Origin of the sequence: Paenibacillus sp. MMS18-CY102, from assembly GCF_009789195.1 — a bacterium.
In the GTDB taxonomy this organism is placed as follows: domain Bacteria; phylum Bacillota; class Bacilli; order Paenibacillales; family Paenibacillaceae; genus Paenibacillus_T.
Genome location: NZ_WSTC01000007.1, coordinates 49,017 through 64,722, shown reverse-complemented (window position 1 = coordinate 64,722; position 15,706 = coordinate 49,017). Strand labels below are relative to the sequence as shown.

General features: G+C 52.7%; 13 protein-coding genes. 4 read left to right on the top strand and 9 right to left on the bottom strand.

Going from position 1 to position 15,706, the window contains the following annotated elements; all coding sequences use genetic code 11:
• Window positions 1-41: 41 nt before the first annotated feature.
• The 6 genes from GON22_RS06910 to GON22_RS06885 all read right to left on the bottom strand — a co-directional run bounded on the left by GON22_RS06910 (window position 42) and on the right by GON22_RS06885 (window position 5,901).
• On the bottom strand, window positions 42-1,343 hold the full coding sequence (locus GON22_RS06910) for a 6-phospho-beta-glucosidase (RefSeq protein ID WP_160395379.1): 1,302 nt from the start codon (window positions 1,341-1,343) through the stop codon (window positions 42-44).
• Between the two features lie 5 nt (window positions 1,344-1,348).
• Window positions 1,349-2,338, bottom strand: a complete 990-nt coding sequence (locus GON22_RS06905) for an N-acetylglucosamine kinase (protein ID WP_160395378.1) — start codon at window positions 2,336-2,338, stop codon at window positions 1,349-1,351.
• Window positions 2,335-3,339, bottom strand: coding sequence for a LacI family DNA-binding transcriptional regulator (locus tag GON22_RS06900; RefSeq protein ID WP_160395377.1), 1,005 nt, complete (start codon window positions 3,337-3,339; stop codon window positions 2,335-2,337). The genes GON22_RS06905 and GON22_RS06900 overlap by 4 nt, the downstream gene beginning before the upstream one ends.
• A gap of 200 nt (window positions 3,340-3,539) precedes the next feature.
• Entirely contained in the window at window positions 3,540-3,833 is a 294-nt protein-coding gene (locus GON22_RS06895) for a hypothetical protein (protein WP_160395376.1), read from the bottom strand.
• Between the two features lie 180 nt (window positions 3,834-4,013).
• Window positions 4,014-4,883, bottom strand: a complete 870-nt coding sequence (locus tag GON22_RS06890; RefSeq protein WP_160395375.1) for an SDR family oxidoreductase — start codon at window positions 4,881-4,883, stop codon at window positions 4,014-4,016.
• 145 nt (window positions 4,884-5,028) lie between these two features.
• Window positions 5,029-5,901 (bottom strand): aldose epimerase family protein, encoded by an 873-nt coding sequence (locus GON22_RS06885; RefSeq protein ID WP_160395374.1) that lies wholly within the window; start codon window positions 5,899-5,901, stop codon window positions 5,029-5,031.
• Between the two features lie 152 nt (window positions 5,902-6,053).
• Between GON22_RS06885 and GON22_RS06880 the strand changes: the two genes are divergently transcribed.
• On the top strand, window positions 6,054-7,103 hold the full coding sequence (locus tag GON22_RS06880) for a globin-coupled sensor protein (protein WP_160395373.1): 1,050 nt from the start codon (window positions 6,054-6,056) through the stop codon (window positions 7,101-7,103).
• A gap of 108 nt (window positions 7,104-7,211) precedes the next feature.
• On the opposite strand, the gene GON22_RS06875 is transcribed toward GON22_RS06880, so the two are convergent.
• Complete coding sequence (locus GON22_RS06875; protein ID WP_160395372.1) at window positions 7,212-8,567, bottom strand: saccharopine dehydrogenase NADP-binding domain-containing protein; 1,356 nt, start codon at window positions 8,565-8,567, stop codon at window positions 7,212-7,214.
• Window positions 8,568-8,842: 275 nt separating this feature from the next.
• On the opposite strand from GON22_RS06875, the gene GON22_RS06870 reads away from it, so the two are divergent.
• From GON22_RS06870 to GON22_RS06860, 3 genes are all read left to right on the top strand, one after another.
• Window positions 8,843-10,285 (top strand): HD-GYP domain-containing protein, encoded by a 1,443-nt coding sequence (locus GON22_RS06870; protein WP_160395371.1) that lies wholly within the window; start codon window positions 8,843-8,845, stop codon window positions 10,283-10,285.
• Window positions 10,286-10,409: 124 nt separating this feature from the next.
• A complete protein-coding gene (locus tag GON22_RS06865) occupies window positions 10,410-11,351 on the top strand; it encodes a M15 family metallopeptidase (RefSeq protein WP_160395370.1) in 942 nt (313 codons plus the stop codon).
• Window positions 11,352-11,651: 300 nt separating this feature from the next.
• Complete coding sequence (locus GON22_RS06860; RefSeq protein WP_160395369.1) at window positions 11,652-12,374, top strand: EAL domain-containing protein; 723 nt, start codon at window positions 11,652-11,654, stop codon at window positions 12,372-12,374.
• 138 nt (window positions 12,375-12,512) lie between these two features.
• On the opposite strand, the gene GON22_RS06855 is transcribed toward GON22_RS06860, so the two are convergent.
• Window positions 12,513-13,955, bottom strand: a complete 1,443-nt coding sequence (locus GON22_RS06855; RefSeq protein WP_160395368.1) for a hypothetical protein — start codon at window positions 13,953-13,955, stop codon at window positions 12,513-12,515.
• A 30-nt stretch (window positions 13,956-13,985) separates the two neighbouring features.
• Entirely contained in the window at window positions 13,986-15,437 is a 1,452-nt protein-coding gene (locus tag GON22_RS06850) for a hypothetical protein (protein ID WP_160395367.1), read from the bottom strand.
• Window positions 15,438-15,706: the final 269 nt, after the last annotated feature.

Sequence of the window (15,706 nt, the reverse complement as noted above, 5' to 3'; positions counted from 1 at the left end):
GAGCGAGAAGCTCCCTGGCATCCGTCTTTTTTGTCATTGGTTTAAGCGAAAAATTGCGGCAAGTAAGCGCGGTTCGCTTCCAGCATCTCATCGAGCAGTGCCACGGCCGTGTCAACGGATGGGACGAGCGGATGATGGGCCATCGCTTGGAGCGCTAAGCCGCGGTCTCCTGTCACAGCCGCGCGGATTGCGAGCTGCTCATACGTTTTGACAGCGTGGATGAGGCCTTTCGCTTGCGCGGGCACGTTCGTGACGGGCAACGGCAGCGGGCCGCTTTTGGTCACAATACAGTTGACTTCAATTGAAGCATCGTCCGGCAGGAAGTCGAGAACGCCTTGGTTTGCAACGTTGAGCGCCTGAATGTCGTTCGTCCCGTTGTAGAGCGAGCGCATTAAGTTGACCGCTGCTTCGGAATAGTATGCGCCGCCGCGCTGCTCCAGCTGCTTCGGCTTCTCCGTTAGCGCTGGGTCGGCGTATAGCTTGAACAGCTCGTCTTCGACGCGCTTGACGACTTCAGCACGGATGCCATCCTGCTGTAGCGCCTTCTGTTGTTCGGCTAGCATTTTGTCCGTCATATAGAAATATTTCAAATAATACGAAGGCAATGCGCCGAGCGAACGGAGGAACGCCGGATTCCAGCCTTGCTGCGGCACATTCTTCGCGCTGTAATCTTCTTGGTTGTTCAGCAGCTCCGTTAGCTTATCGACGCCATCCACTTCGACGCGCGATACCCAGTGCAGATGGTTGAGGCCGACGAACTCGGTGTAAATGCGGTCAGCAGGCACGCTATATTTGCCGGATAGCCACTTCCGCAGGCCAATCGGTGCGTTGCAAAGCCCGATACTGCGCACTTTAGCATGCTGGAGAATGGCTTCGGTAACCATGCCAGCAGGGTTGGTGAAGTTGAGCAGCCAAGCGTTCGGGGCAAGCTCCTCAATGTCGCGGCAAATGTCGAGCAGCACCGGGATCGTCCGCAGCGCCTTCATCATGCCGCCGGGACCGGTCGTTTCTTGGCCGATGACGCCATAGCGAAGCGGAATTGTCTCATCGCGGCCGCGTGCAGCCAGCATGCCGACGCGCATCTGCGTGCTAACGAAGTCAGCACCTTCGATTGCCCGGCGGCGGTCGGTCGTCAGATGCACTTGCATGGGCAGTCCGGATTGCTCCACCATGCGCTGCGCGAGCTGGCCGACAATGTTGAGCTTGTGCAGGCCTTCTTCGATATCGACGAGCCAGAGCTCGCGAACGGGCAGTTGCTCATAATTTTGGATAAAACCTTCTACAAGCTCAGGGGTATAGGAGGAGCCGCCGCCGATTACTGCGATTTTTAGTCCGTTTGCCATGATTGTCAGATCCCTTCTGGTAGTTGATTAAATTCGCTATAGGCACTCATCTTGCGATGGACATCGGGGGATACGGGCTGTCCAGCCGTCTCCATTGCGCGCCATACGGCGCCGACGACCGGCTCGGTTGCTAGCGTTACAACTTGTGCATGAGGGGCGGCTGCCAAGGTTGCTTGCTCGATTGGGCCGCGAATCCAGCCGCCAGTGTCGCCACGCGTCACTAAGCTTCCTGCAAGCACGACGTCGAACGTATCGCCGCTCATGCCGAGCTTGTGTACGACCGCGCTTATCGATTTGCCCAGCTCAACGCCTTGCCGGTTTAGAATCGCGATTGCAACGGCATCGTTCTGTGCAGCTGCTTGGAACAGAAGCTTCGCCGCATCCAGAGGAACGGCTTTGTCATGGTCTAGATAGTCGTTATACATCGCCTCAACATCGGGATAACCGAGCAGCTCAAGCAGCAGCGGCGTAAGCGCGGTTGGCTGCTCGCGCCCATCCCATGCACGGATGACGGAGCGGAAAGCTTCGACATTGAGTGCGCCGCCGCCGCCAAAATCGCCATACATATAGTTGAAGCCGCCGCATTGGAACGGAGTGCCCGCGGGGTTAATGCCGACGCAGTTTGTGCCCGTGCCGCAAATAATGCCAATGCCATATGGGCGCGTTGTTCCGGCACGAAGCCCGATTAAGGTGTCACACTCAATGGACCATCGAGGAAAATCGATCGACGCGACGAGCGGGCGAAGAATTTGGTAGTCGGTTTCACGATCGGCACCTGCGAGGCCGAAGCAGGCGTGGGTGACGTCTTCTTTGGTGAGCCCAGCTTGCTCCAGGGCCTGCGCCGTTGCGGCTCGAATGCTGAATTCGGCTTCATCTCTCCCATTCTGGTGGTTGCCACGGCCGCCTTTGCCTTTGCCGATAATGTTGCCTTGCGCATCCGTCAGCAGGGCGTACGTTTTGCTGCCTCCGCTGTCGATTCCTAAATATACGGTCATGTTGGTGTCCCCTTTCGCGGCTGATCTGTCGTGTCGCGTACGATTAATGTTGGCTGTAGCTTCTGCTGCATGCTGCGCTGTGCTCCGCCAATTCGGGAAAGCAGCATGTGGGCGGCAGAGTGGGCGATGCCATCGGCTGGCTGGCGAATCGTCGTCAGGTGCGGCCGCAGCTTAGAGGCGAGCGTTTGGTCGTCATAGCCGATGACAGAAACGTCATCGGGCACGCGCAGGCCTGCTTCGGACAGTGCGTTGATCACGCCGAGTGCAATATGGTCGTCGCCAGCGAATACGGCAGTAGGCAGGCGGTTTTCCTCGATCCACCCTCGTGCCGTCTCATAGCCGAACTCCACATCATATTCACCCAGCACGAGCTCGAACGGTTCGATGCCCGCACGCTGAAGCTCGTCGAGAAAGCCGGTTCGGCGCTCACGCGTGCTTCGGAACCGCTCGCTCCCGCATAGATGGGCGATCGACGTGTGCCCGAGCTCCAGCAGATGGCGTGCCGCTGTTTGCCCGCCGGTATAATTGTCAATCGTGACGGACCACGCATCATTGTCCGGCTTCTGGTTATCAATAAGCACATAAGGGATGCCGCGCCGCTTCATCTCCACGATAAAAGCATCTTCCTCGACTGGAGAAAGGAGCACGAGCCCGTCAACCCGATCCTCTTGGATCAAATAATGGCTGTCATCCTCTGACATATTGCCGACGACCGCTACGGCAAGGAAGTAGCCTTGCATGGCAAGCTCTTCATTGAGCCGTTGTACGACGGTGTCAAACATCGAGTCCTGCAGCGTCGTCAGAATGACGCCGATAATGCCAGTGCGGCCGCTCGATAATGACCGCGCCGCTGCGTTGGGGCGGTAGCCGAGCTCTTTTACAGCATCAAGCACCTTCTGCCGGTTATGCTCGCGGACGGACGGTGAGCCGTTTAGCACGCGGGAGACCGTGACGACGGAAAGGCCGGATTTTTTGGCGACGTCATGGATGTTGATTTTCATGGATAGCATTCCTCCGGAAGCAATAAAGTTAAAACGGTTTAACTTTTTGGGCGAACGAGATGTGATGAATAGCAAGCAATGAATCGTATGTTGAATGGATGTATTCATGATGTAAGTTCATGCTGCACAAGCAACGGTTAGACCGGTGATAATGAATGAATCAATAATTAAAAGTTAAACCGATTAAACTTTTATTAATATTAACTATAACGGAATAAGGCGAAACCCGCAACTGGTGTATAGCGGAAAGCGGTTAGTATCCGTTGCTTTAAGGCAAGGGGAGACCGGTGAGGGCAGAGGAAAGGGAGCCGTGCTGTTTTCGTTGCCAGAATTGTATTTGGTGCAATGGCAACAGCAATTAATTGGCATAAATACGCTGCCGTTGCAGTTTGTGCAATGCAAAATATGTTTTGGGAATTTAATTTGCCTGATTGGCGGGCAATCGCGATGCGCCATTGTACAGACTGCATTGGCGCATGAATTTGGCTGGCCATACGTGTCTGCTCATTGTATAGAATGCAACGGCGCTTCATGCTGGGCGAGGCTCACAGAAATAAATGTGCCCAAATGAAATAAGAAAAGGCGATGCAGTTGCTACGAACGCTCTGCACCGCCTTGGATCGATCCGCCTCTAATGATCAGCAATGATCAGCCAACATTAGCAGCTCAGCAAGCTAGCCATTAACGATTTCGCCGCCATTGAGGTGAATCATCTGGCCTGTCATATACGAGGAGTCATCGCAGGCGAGGAACACATATGCTGCCGCCATCTCATATGGCTGGCCGGGACGCTTCAGCGGCGTGTCGGAGCCGAACTCCGATACGAGCTGGGCGTCGAACGACGCAGGAATAAGTGGAGTCCAGACCGGGCCTGGCGCGACGCCGTTCACGCGGATGCCGCGATCCGCAAGTTGGACAGCGAGCGCACGGGTAAACGAGACGACGGCGCCCTTCGTCGAGGAATAGTCGACGAGCAGTGGGTTGCCTTTGTACGCAGTGACTGATGCAGTATTAATGATCGAGGTTCCAGCCTTAAGCAGTGGAAGGGCAGCCTTCGTCAGATAGAACATGCCGAAAACGTTCGTGCGGAATGTTCGTTCTAGCTGCTGCGCGGTCAACTGCTCGAACTGCTGGACGACATGCTGCTCTGCTGCATTGTTGACGAGCACATCAACGCCGCCCAGCGCCTGCTTCGCCTGATCGACTGCTTGTTGGCAGAACGCCTCATCGCCTATATCGCCGGCAATGAGCAAGCAGCGGCGGCCATGCGACTCGATGATTGCCTTGGTCGCCTGCGCATCGCCATGCTCATCCAAGTAGATGATTGCAACGTCGGCGCCTTCCTTAGCGAAGGCGACCGATGCTGCGCGGCCGATGCCGCTGTCGCCGCCGGTAATAAGCACGGCCTTGCCCTGCAGCTTGCCGGCTGCTTTATAAGAAGGCGATTCGAATGCAGGCAGCGGATTCATTTCGGATTCGATGCCGGGTTGGCGGTTTTGATGCTGCGGCGGCAAGACTTGATGCTTCTGTGGCTGTGGGCTCATCGTAGGAAGCCTCCTTATGTGCGATGGCACATTTTGCGAATTAGAATGTGTTGCGAACTTAACCCGTCCTTATTATGGATGAAGCGGGTGTTTCTATTCACATGCCGTACAAGAGGCTTCCTGGCTCGCTTCCTTGGATGAATCCTTACTTGGGGTCAAGCGCGATAGTTAACGAAGCATGCACAGTTTTGCTTGGCTCTACCATTACGAGCTCCTGCTGCACATTTAGCTCGGTTGTTTTTGCCATCCATGGCTCTACGCAGAAGAACGGCTTGCCATCGACCGACCAGAGCACGACGTAGCGGAAGTTATCGCTGTAGGACAGGCGTACTGTACGGCCGCCAGCAACTGGGAAAGCAATCGTTGGTTTCACAGGATCAAGCAGCGTTACCGATTCGACCATGCCGGACAGGTCGAGGGAGCCTTCGAACGGCTTTTCTGCCATATCGTTATAGTCGAGGTAAACTGTCGCATCGGTTTCGTACGCGATGTTTTTTGTTTCCGTATTGAAATAAGGGTGGAAGCCGGCGTACATGGGCATCGTCTCTGAACCGTTATTCCGGTATTGCTGATCCAGCAGAAGTTGGCCGTCTTTTAGCGTGTAGGTGAAGAGCAGCTCGAAATCGAAAGGGTACGATTGCAGCGTAGTGGCATTGCTGGCCAAGCGCAGCGTGACGGAAGCTTGTTCCTCGTCAGATTGGCTGACAACCTCCCAAGCTGACGTGCGGGCTACGCCATGATTGCGCATTGGATAGGTGGTGCCGTTCCAGTTGTATTCTGCATTTTCTAACTGGCCACAGATTGGGAACAAGATAGGATTGCCACCGCGAATGTTTGCATTCGGATCAATGAAGGTGGATTCGTCCAAATAGAACAGCTCTAGATCGTTCAGCTTGCAACTGATCGCAATGCCGCCACGTTCGGGGCAAAGGGTTACGCTAGAGGAGGTAGAAGCCTCGGACAGCTCAATCATCGTGTAATGCTCATGGTACGTACGGACTGCATAAGGTGCGCTCATCTTAATTTCCTCCAAATATGACGAATTAGCAACAACACCAAAAAGGTGTAACTTTATTTAGCATACCACAACGGCCGTTGTCAATCTAAACCTTACGTCCTATGTAACCGATATAAAGTCCCATATAGCAGCCATTTATGGGGGGACTCCGAATGAACAATCACATGATGGGCCAGACAACGGCGTCTGGCCGCCTCGGCATCCATTTAACAGGTGCACGGCTTCAACAAGTTACATTTACGGGGATAACAGAAGAAGATTTGAAGCTTCTTCATTCACAAGAAGCGCTGTTTCAAACCATCACGAACTTGGTCGTAGACGAGCTGTATGACCGTCTGCTGCAGGAGCCAGAGCTGGCCGAAATCATTAACAAACATAGCACGCTCGATCGGTTGAAAGGAACGCAGCGCTGGTATTTCCAATCGTTGACGGACGGCTTAATCGACGAGCCGTTCTTCGAGCGCCGGCTCCATATTGGACGCATTCATTCGCGAATCGGGCTTACGACGAACTGGTATTTGGGCACGTATATGCTCTATCTCCAGATTGCGACGCAGCAGTTGAAGCGCGCGCTGCCGGACCAATGGGCAACCATTGTCATGTCCTTAAGCAAGCTGTTTAATCTTGATTCCCAGATTGTACTGGAAGCTTATGAGGAAGATGAGAAGGATAAAATTCAAAGGATGGTCGAAGAGAAGCAGCACTTGCTCCTCCGCGTTAATGCAGCCGTCCAAGAGCTGACGTCCATGATCGCAGAACTCAACGAGAGCAGCCGCAAAATGGCCGCTTCCGCGGAAAATACAGCTGAGCTTCAACGAAGCTCAAACGAGCAAGTGAAGGAGCTTCACCGCCAAGTTGAGGACATCGGTTCGCTGGGCACGACAATGAAGGAAGTGTCTGACCAGACGCATCTGATCGGTTTGAACGCTTCAATTGAAGCAGCGCGGGCGGGAGACGAGGGGCGCGGCTTTGCCGTTGTCGCGAATGAAATCCGCAAGCTTGCGGCTAACTCGAAACAATCGCTCGGGCTGATCCAAGAGAAGTTGGGCAGCATCTACACGGCGTTGAACCAAGTGCAGCGTGGCAGTGACCAGACGGTACTCCTCGCAGAGGGACAGGCGGCAAGCTCGCAGGAACTCTCGGCATTTGTCCAAATGATCGAATCCGTTGCCATGGAGCTCGAAGCGCTGCAGGAGCAATAATAAAAGAGCAACAACCGAAACAACCCGCATTGGACCAGAAGCGCATTAGACGACTTCCGTTTCGTTTGCGGGTTGTTTGCATCCTGTTGAACTTGCGCCTGCGCCTGGTCACTTCAACTCCGTGAGAGGCGAGTCATCTCCGCTCGGGCCTTCGAGGCTTGATAGAAGTTCAGGCGTTTGATCCTTGCCGTTATTCAGTTCGCCGCGGCCTTCTTCGACGAGCCGCTGCATGAGCATGCCAGTAGTGGAGTCGTTCGTGCCGGTGACGAATTCGCGCAAGTAGTACATGACATATTCGCCATAACGGCTGCCTTCCGCCTCTGCCAAGCGATGTACCCAATGAACGCCAGGGGATACATCATCAAGGATAAGGACGGATGCGGCTGCATATACGCCGCTTGCAACTTGCAGGTACGTAGCATTCGTCTTGAATTCAGCATAGGCGTCTTCATTCGTTACGGAGTTGTACATGTAACGCTCATGATCGTCATAGACAAGCAGGACGCCGATGAGATCGGAGCCAATGAGTTTGCCATCATCAGGGTGAAGCAGTTTCTGGTCGAATTCCCAGAGCCGGTCAGGGTCATCCAAATTCGATTGGATTTGACTTGTCGTGTAATCATTCACACGATAGATAAAAGCGGACTCGACTTGATAGTCCTCAGCCAATGCAATCGTCTCCTCATGAGCCATTAGACAGCCAGAGAACGTTACATCGCCCATTCGAACTTCGTATTCGCGATCGTAGACATTGCCATAAATCATATACGTCGTCTTGCCGATGGAATAGACCGGGAAGTTGGATACAGCTTCTTCAAGGAAGCATTCCGGCGACCACGTCACATAGACGGTATTAGGCTTAGCAAGCGAGGGATCTGCATAGAACGTATCGTCTTTCTCGACAACATAAATAGCACGGGGTTTCTTGTCTGGGCTTTCGTTCATCAGCTTTACGGCCATCCACTGCACAACACCGGGGTTCATGCCGGAGCAAACGATAGCTTTTACGCGCTTATAAGTGCTTTCCACAGCATCGAACCGATCGATTCGTTCGAGCAAGCTTGTCGACTCCAATTCAGGTTCCTCGTCGACCTCCTCGTCCTCCAGCGCAGTGTTGACGTAGCTAATGCCGAGCTCGTCACAGCAGGCAATCATGCTCCGCGTGTCAGCCCAAGACAGGTCAATGACCATCCGGGTGTTCGTGCGGACGCAGTGCTCTTTTAACGACTCGGCATCCGTTAGGTCTAACTGATGAAGCTTAAGGCGGGAGGACAGTTCAGGAGCAAAGCTTCGATAATAGCTTCGTGGTTTTTGCTCCCGGTCGATGCCGTGAATGCGGCTGTTGGCCAAGCAGGCATGCAGGGGGGAATGCTCGTCCAGAAGGGAGTGCTCGAACAGCGTAAGAAGGGCCCGGGCGACGCCTCCCGAGCTTCCAAGTACGGTTATAGCGAAAGGGATGTCCATCCTTTCGCCTCCTCTCAATAGTAATGGTTCGGACGGTGCAGAGCGGCATGCTGCCTTTAAGAGGCAACGTGCTACTCGTCCTTTTCTTCATCCTATTCGAGAGGTTAATAGAACGATTGATACAGGAGCGGACAGGCAAATGGAGGTTTTGAAGGAATAATGGAAAAATTACTCTTTACGCCGCGCTGGATGTCCGGTATAAATCAAGATAGATGCGTATATTGGAATGCCAATATCTTAGATGAGTCGTAGTTACAGATGGGAGGTACCAGCGGTTGCGTAAAAAAGCAAGCTCTCGTTACATGCTCGCTGTCGTCATGCTGTTGCCATTGCTCGTGTATGCGATGCTGCGAAGTTTTGATTCGCTTGATCGAACAGTAGCTGCGCCGACCGGGCATTTTTATTTGGTCAGCATCGTCTCTGCCTTAGCTATGGCCATGGCCATTATTGTTGGGGTCGCAGGAGTGCGCCTGCGAAACGTGAAAGTGACGTTCGCAGCACTCGCTTACATATCGCTTGCGGAGGTATTCCTGCTGCATGGGCTTGCAACGCCGGGATTTCTTATGCATGCATCGAACCTGCCGACATTGGCGGCCCAAATTAGCATTGTGCTCGCAGTAACCTGGCTTTGGTTGTCTTCGCTGTCCAGTGACCAGGTGGTCATCCGGGTGCTTTCACAGCATAATAAGAGGCTCGTGCCAATCTGGACGTTGCTTCTAGGCGTTGCTTGCATGCTGTTATTTCATAATCATCACTTCATGAACATGGAGATTCTAACAGGAAATGGGTTTAAGTGGAGTGCGACTGGCTTCACATTCGTGTTAGCCGGATGGGCGATGCGCCGTTACTGGCAGGCCTATCATGCTTGGCGCTCCCCTATGCAGATCGCAATGGTGTATAGTGCGGGGCTTCTCATCGTATCGCAATTTATTATGGTGACAGGTGAAGTGTGGCGTTTAAGCTGGTGGATTTATCATATAACATTGCTAATTTCAGTTATGTTTACGCTAGTAGGCATTCGTTACCAATATGCCGCTCGGGATACGTTTGGGGAGTCATTGCTGCACTTGTTTCGGGCGAATCCACGGGAGTGGATTCAAACCTGTTTATCGCCGAGCGTACGTTCACTCATTATGACGACGGAGACGCGGGACCCGTATACAGCTGGCCATAACTACCGTGTTGCTTTGTATGCGCTCCGGCTTGGCGAACGCATGGGCTTGAATACGGAGGAACTGCGGGCAATTGCGCTGGGCGGCATCGTCCATGACGTTGGCAAGCTGCAGGTGCCAGATGCCATTCTGAATAAACCAGGCCGGTTGACGGCGCTTGAACGCAGCATTATTGAAGAGCATCCCACATCTGGCTATAACTTATGCAAACGGATCGGGTTCATGACCGAGGAATTGACAGTTATTCGTTCCCATCATGAGCGCTGGGATGGGACGGGATATCCAGATCGGCTGAAGCAGGACAAAATTCCGCTGCTCGCACGCATTACGGCGGTTGCAGACGTATATGATGCGTTAACCTCGTCGCGATCCTATCGGAAAGCGATGTCGCATGAGGAGGCGCTAGCGATTATCGAAGCGGAACGCGGTGTTCACTTTGACCCGTCATGCGTAGATGCATGGCTTCAGCTAGCGAAGGAAGATGCCGAATTTTTCGGCCAAATGTCCGGCAGCGACCGGGAACTTCAGCTTATTAAGGGGCAGTAACAGCTAGTGATTGCCAGTATGTTCAAGTGAAATGCCATGTGCGGTTATGAAACAATTCTCTCGCCTATGTCGTCTAGTAAACAGCATCTTGTTCATAGACAACTTAGAAATCGAGGGATCCCACATGAAAAAAATGATCGCAGTAACGTTTGCAGTCGCTATTATTCTAGCGGGTACGATGTACACGGAAGTAGTCGGCAAAGGGACAAAGAATGCCGGACAAACGCAAGAGGCGCAATCTGAGGCTGGAACAGCGCCAACGGCTCCTTCAGGGACGGACAAGCCAGTTCAGCCTGAGGTTCCGCGGGGGACAGGGGGGGAGCCGGATGGCAAATCGGATAACGAAGGCGATGGCAAGACAGGTGGCAAAGCCGACGGCCAGGCTGGAAGCGGTTCGGATAGCCAAACAGGCACTAAGCCAACAAGCACCAAGCCGCCAAGCGGTGGCACAGCTAGCAACCCATCAGGCAGTAATGCTTCGGTTGTAACGGCTGCTGATCCTAAAGCAATTGGCGTATTGGTCAACAAAACACATCGCTTGCCGGCTGGCTATGTACCAAGCGACCTCGTGTATCCGGATGTTCCATTTATTTTCAGTGAAAAGGTTGATAAGCGCAAAATGCGCAAGGAAGCCGCTGATGCGCTGAAAGAGCTGTTCGACGGAGCTTCTAAGGATGGCATCTCGCTTGCTGGCGTATCGGGCTACCGCTCGGAATCGCGCCAGAAGACGTTGTTTAACAACTACGTGAAGCGTGACGGGGAAGCGGCTGCTGCACGATACAGTGCGCGTCCTGGTTTTAGCGAGCATCAGACAGGTTTAGCAATGGATGTGTCTGGGTCGAATGGAATATGCGCAGCGGAGGATTGCTTCGGGGAAACGGACGAGGCGAAGTGGCTGGCGGATCATTCCTATGAATACGGCTTTATCATTCGTTACCCTGAGAATAAAGAGAAAGTGACTGGTTACAAGCATGAATCCTGGCATCTTCGGTACGTTGGCGTAGATATGGCTGTTGCTATGCACACGAGCGGATTGACGTTGGAGGAATATACGGAAGAGCATTAATATATTAAACTAATCAGATAGCGCCGCAGCTAGGCCACACCGACCATAAGCCTGAGAGATTCAGGCGGTTGAGGCCTATAGCTGCGGCTTTTTTTATCCATTGGAGTGGCAGATTCATTGTCTATAGGAAAAATATAAAAAATAATCAGGAATAAAGTAGGAATTAGTCGATTGATGTCGAAAAGAAAAGGGCAGTAAGTGTTGTTTGTTGCCCTAGTCAGCATCACCTATCGAACTAGTTCGTTAGACTGCAGTATTCGGAAATTAAATCTTTGTAGCCGCCAGAAAGGAATTTTCGCTATGTCAAAAGCTTTGAGATCGTTGGAATATGAGGATCTGTTTCACCATTACCAGCCGATCGTGGACGGGCAGTCCGACGTAGTCTATGGGTATGAAGCGCTGATTAGAAGCCGAGCAGGGATTGGTCCAGGGGAACTCTTCCAGAACGCCAGGCAGTGCGGGGAACTATATCGTTTGGATACGTTATCGTTTGAGATGGCTATCGCGTTTTATTTTGGCGGGGACCGCTCGCCGGACGACCGAACGATTTTATTTGTCAACCTTCTTCCATCGACGCTGGCACATCCTTCGTTCCCGTCATTTATGTCACGAATGGAGGGACATTATGTACGTTTCTTCGATCGGGTCGTTGTTGAATTAAACGAATCTACCGAGGAAGCACAAATTTGGAGTACACCAAGCTTTGCTGAAGGTACCGGCATTTTGCGGGCATGCGGCATACGGCTAGCGTTGGATGATACCGGAGAGGGAGCATCTTCCCTTCGGAAGTTCGTAGAGCTGTCTCCGGACATTGTCAAGCTCGACCGTTATTTCGCGCAAGGATTGACGGAATCAGGCCAGAAGCAGCGTGTCGTTAATTTAATGGCCGAGCTGTGCCGCCACGATTCCTTGCTTATTCTCGAGGGCGTGGAGACTGAGCAGGATTGGGAGATGGCGCGAAGCCTGGGGGTATCGCTAGGTCAAGGGTATTGGCTGGGAAGGCCGGGCCAGTTGCCGTTTTAACAGCGTTGTTATCAGTGGAATGCAATAAAAAAGCAGCCAAGCACCTATTCGGAGGGGCTTGGCTGTTTATAATGTTTACGATGAAACTAGAGAGTGGATGGACCGATTGATGCGGATGGATGGTTTAGAAATTTGGGTTTAGAAGTTTGGCGTATCTACGATGAGGCCAATCACTTTTGGAACGCCGCTCGTATCGCGAATCTCAATGCCGTTCTCGATCTGCTGTGTGAAGGAACTGTAACTTGATCCCGAAGCAGATGCGGATTCGAAGTTGAACGGGCCGATGCCAAAGCTGGCGCTGGCGGACCATTGCGTCTTGGTCGTCGTATTGTTCCAGTCTTTGGAGGTGAAGCGCATGTACGGCGCATAGCCGAGCACAACCCCTTTGACCACGACATTCATCAGGCCGTTAGGTCCCCAGATTTGCTTGCCGATAAAGCCGGTCCCTGGCATCCAGTTGTTAAAATTCGCGTACGTGTGCAGCAGCCCTTCAAAATACCAGTCGCCGGGATTAATGTTCACCGTAATGATGTCTTGGTAGGTGATCAGCATGTCATACGAATAGTTTTCTTGATATTGGCTGCTGCTGGAGTCGCTCGTCTTGCCGCCGAGCCAGAACCAGTCGATTGGGATGCCGACGTTTGCACTGAATTTCCATGAGCTGTCCTTCTCCGTCACTTGCTGGTCATTGAGCGTAATTTGCACTTTCGCTTTGTCGGCGAAGAGCGGGGAGCCATTGGCGGATACGGCGTCCTGCTGCTTGCGGAGCCAGTCGCGAACATTTTGCAACTCACTCGTTTTGAACCTTGGCACCGAAGCGGTCGTGTCATTCTCTTTGATGGTCATCTGGAATTGTGATGTTTTCTGCAGTTCGTCCGTCGTGTGCGGTTCGAATGGATCGGCGAGCGCGACCGCTTCGGATGCATCGGCAAGCTCTTGGTAATCGGGACCGAACTTTTGCAGCAAAAGGGCGTTGAGCTGTGTCGTTAGGCCGCCGAGCAAGGCGCCAAAGGTGCTTTCGAGCGCTTCGACCTTCGCTTTATAATTATCCGTCGTCAATTGGTCCGTCCGATAGGAGCTCCAAGTAGGGTCTGGCGGCGTGGACATGTAGATTTTGCATGTTTTTCCAGAATCGTCGAGCTCGGCGCACACCTCATTCAGCCAATCCTCATAAAACCCTTGATAGATCAAGGAGACATCGTTGCTGAGTGTCGCGATTTTGCTGCGCAGTGCATCGATCTGGGTATCGAGGTCGCTATCCGAGCCACCAGCCGAGCTGCCGCCAGAAGAGCTGTCCGAGCCGCCAGTTGGAACAAGATCGCGAACCCATTGCTGGTACGTATCGAACAAACGGGTGTTGAAAGCGCCGTTCCACGTTAAGCCCCAGTCTGGTATCGTATTGCCGAGGTTGTAAGCATCGGTCAATGCAACGACTTCACTCTCACTCGCGAGGTTGGAGTTGATGGCCCCTGCTGCGGAGATGAAATTTTTCGGATCGGTGCCGGGAAGTTGCCCAGCGATTGTGGTTACGAATAATTGCCAGAATGCGGCTTGATCCTGCGTGACTGCATTGTTAGACATGGTTTGTAGCCTCCTATATTGTTGTTGGGATTACAACTCTTTGAATAGATCAGACAGGCCTTCGAACTCGCCTTCGCTCTCGCCACTGTAAGCGTCCTCGTCTTGCACGGAATCATCCTGCTCATTCACGTTATCTTCGTTTTGCTCGATTTCGCCATTTTCATTGATGTTATCCAGCCCTTGCTCCATCGCTTGCACATCGTCGGCACGCGGCAGCTGTTCGTCGCTAATGCCATCGAGCCCTTGGGCGTTATCGTAGTTCTCAGGCTGTGCGCCATCTACGTTCGAGTCAAATGAGCCATTCTCATTAAGCGATTGCTCATCGCTGGAAATTTCGATCATTTCAAACGAATCATCAAGCTCTTCTTCCATGTTGGGCTTCTTATCGTCAGTGACAGTCGATTTTACTTTTTCTACGAACTCCGAAATCGCTTTGAACCGCTTCGGCACCGAAGCTATGAAGTCCACGATAAAGACGGCAGCCATGAAATAGCCGATATATTTCATCGCTTTGTCGACTTCGCTCAGCTTAACGGAAGGAGGCGTAGGGCACTTCTTGCGGTCGCCGCCGCTGCCGCCCGAGCCGCTATTGTCTACGGGAGGCTTGCCAATTCGGCCGAAAATATTTTTCTTCGTCTCGGTTCCATTCTCGAAATACGTAATCGTTCCGAAAAACTCGTTGCCGACATAGCCGGTCTTATCATCTTGCGCCGCACGCGTCACTTGGCTAAACGTCAGTTGCCCGGAGTGGCTAATCGTGAAATCATCCTTCGTCCAGCTCAGCACGCCTTTGTCATAGGTTACTTTATTTAATTCTTTGTCCAGCATGTCGCTGCCAATTGAGATGCCGTCCGTGCTGGAGTAGATGAGCACGGTTGGACCGGTCTCTGATTTGCCGTCTTGCGTCGTGATGACGGTGTTGCCATAAACGCCAGTCCAGAACTTCAGGTCAACATTGCGCATCGATTTGAAGGAGGCTGCCACTTGTTGGGCGGAGCAAACGTAGCCATTGCTCTTCAAGTATTGGTCAGGCGCGGTTGAATCGGAGTCGTGTGCCGTCTGCATTGCTTTCTGCCAGCCGGCGAGCAAGGCAGGCTTCGCCAAAATGTCTTGGACGAAACGGTCGGACTCGTCGTTTGGCTCGCTTTCTTTCAGGTGATCGGTATAGAAGTCGGTTTTGGTCAGCTCAAGCACGAAGACGGCTGCGGTTTGATACCCTTTTTGCGCCAAGAAATTGTTAATGATCTTAATTTTCTCTTTGTAGACGGCGTCTGTGTCGCCTGCTGGAGGCGGATTGCTGTCGAGCTTCGCTTTCATGTTCGCCAGCAGCGACGTCCATTGCTGTTTGAGCGTCTGGTTCACCTGCAGATCGGATACGAACATCATCGCGTCCGCTTGCCACTTTAGTTGGTCGGGATCGTTCGTGTTTACATCGAAGACGCTGGAGCCATCGTTTGTTGCTGTTGCCTGCACTTTTGCCATTGTAATTCCTCCTTAGAAATGGGTTTGTATTTGAGTTGCTGGTTGCTTGTTGGTTACGTCCTCATCATAAGCGGAGCGGCTGGGCGGGATAAGTGACTGGGGTAAGGAGAATGTCATATGACGTGGGGTGACTGGGGTAATGGAGATGTGGACAGGTGAGTCAGGGAGGGCGTTTGGGGCGCGGCCACTGCGCATGGCGAATGGTTCCTTCCGTTCGCTGTGTCCCCGGATGCGTTGGATTGTATAAGACCGTTAGGCGGTCTGAATCT

Coding starts and splice junctions, on each gene's coding strand:
- GON22_RS06895 (WP_160395376.1), bottom strand. CDS start 3,833: ATGGCCAGCCAAATTCATGCGCCAATGCAGTCTGTACAATGGCGCATC.
- GON22_RS06855 (WP_160395368.1), bottom strand. CDS start 13,955: ATGTCTAACAATGCAGTCACGCAGGATCAAGCCGCATTCTGGCAATTA.
- GON22_RS06905 (WP_160395378.1), bottom strand. CDS start 2,338: ATGACCGTATATTTAGGAATCGACAGCGGAGGCAGCAAAACGTACGCC.
- GON22_RS06865 (WP_160395370.1), top strand. CDS start 10,410: ATGAAAAAAATGATCGCAGTAACGTTTGCAGTCGCTATTATTCTAGCG.
- GON22_RS06885 (WP_160395374.1), bottom strand. CDS start 5,901: ATGAGCGCACCTTATGCAGTCCGTACGTACCATGAGCATTACACGATG.
- GON22_RS06860 (WP_160395369.1), top strand. CDS start 11,652: ATGTCAAAAGCTTTGAGATCGTTGGAATATGAGGATCTGTTTCACCAT.
- GON22_RS06875 (WP_160395372.1), bottom strand. CDS start 8,567: ATGGACATCCCTTTCGCTATAACCGTACTTGGAAGCTCGGGAGGCGTC.
- GON22_RS06900 (WP_160395377.1), bottom strand. CDS start 3,339: ATGAAAATCAACATCCATGACGTCGCCAAAAAATCCGGCCTTTCCGTC.
- GON22_RS06910 (WP_160395379.1), bottom strand. CDS start 1,343: ATGGCAAACGGACTAAAAATCGCAGTAATCGGCGGCGGCTCCTCCTAT.
- GON22_RS06850 (WP_160395367.1), bottom strand. CDS start 15,437: ATGGCAAAAGTGCAGGCAACAGCAACAAACGATGGCTCCAGCGTCTTC.
- GON22_RS06890 (WP_160395375.1), bottom strand. CDS start 4,883: ATGAGCCCACAGCCACAGAAGCATCAAGTCTTGCCGCCGCAGCATCAA.
- GON22_RS06880 (WP_160395373.1), top strand. CDS start 6,054: ATGAACAATCACATGATGGGCCAGACAACGGCGTCTGGCCGCCTCGGC.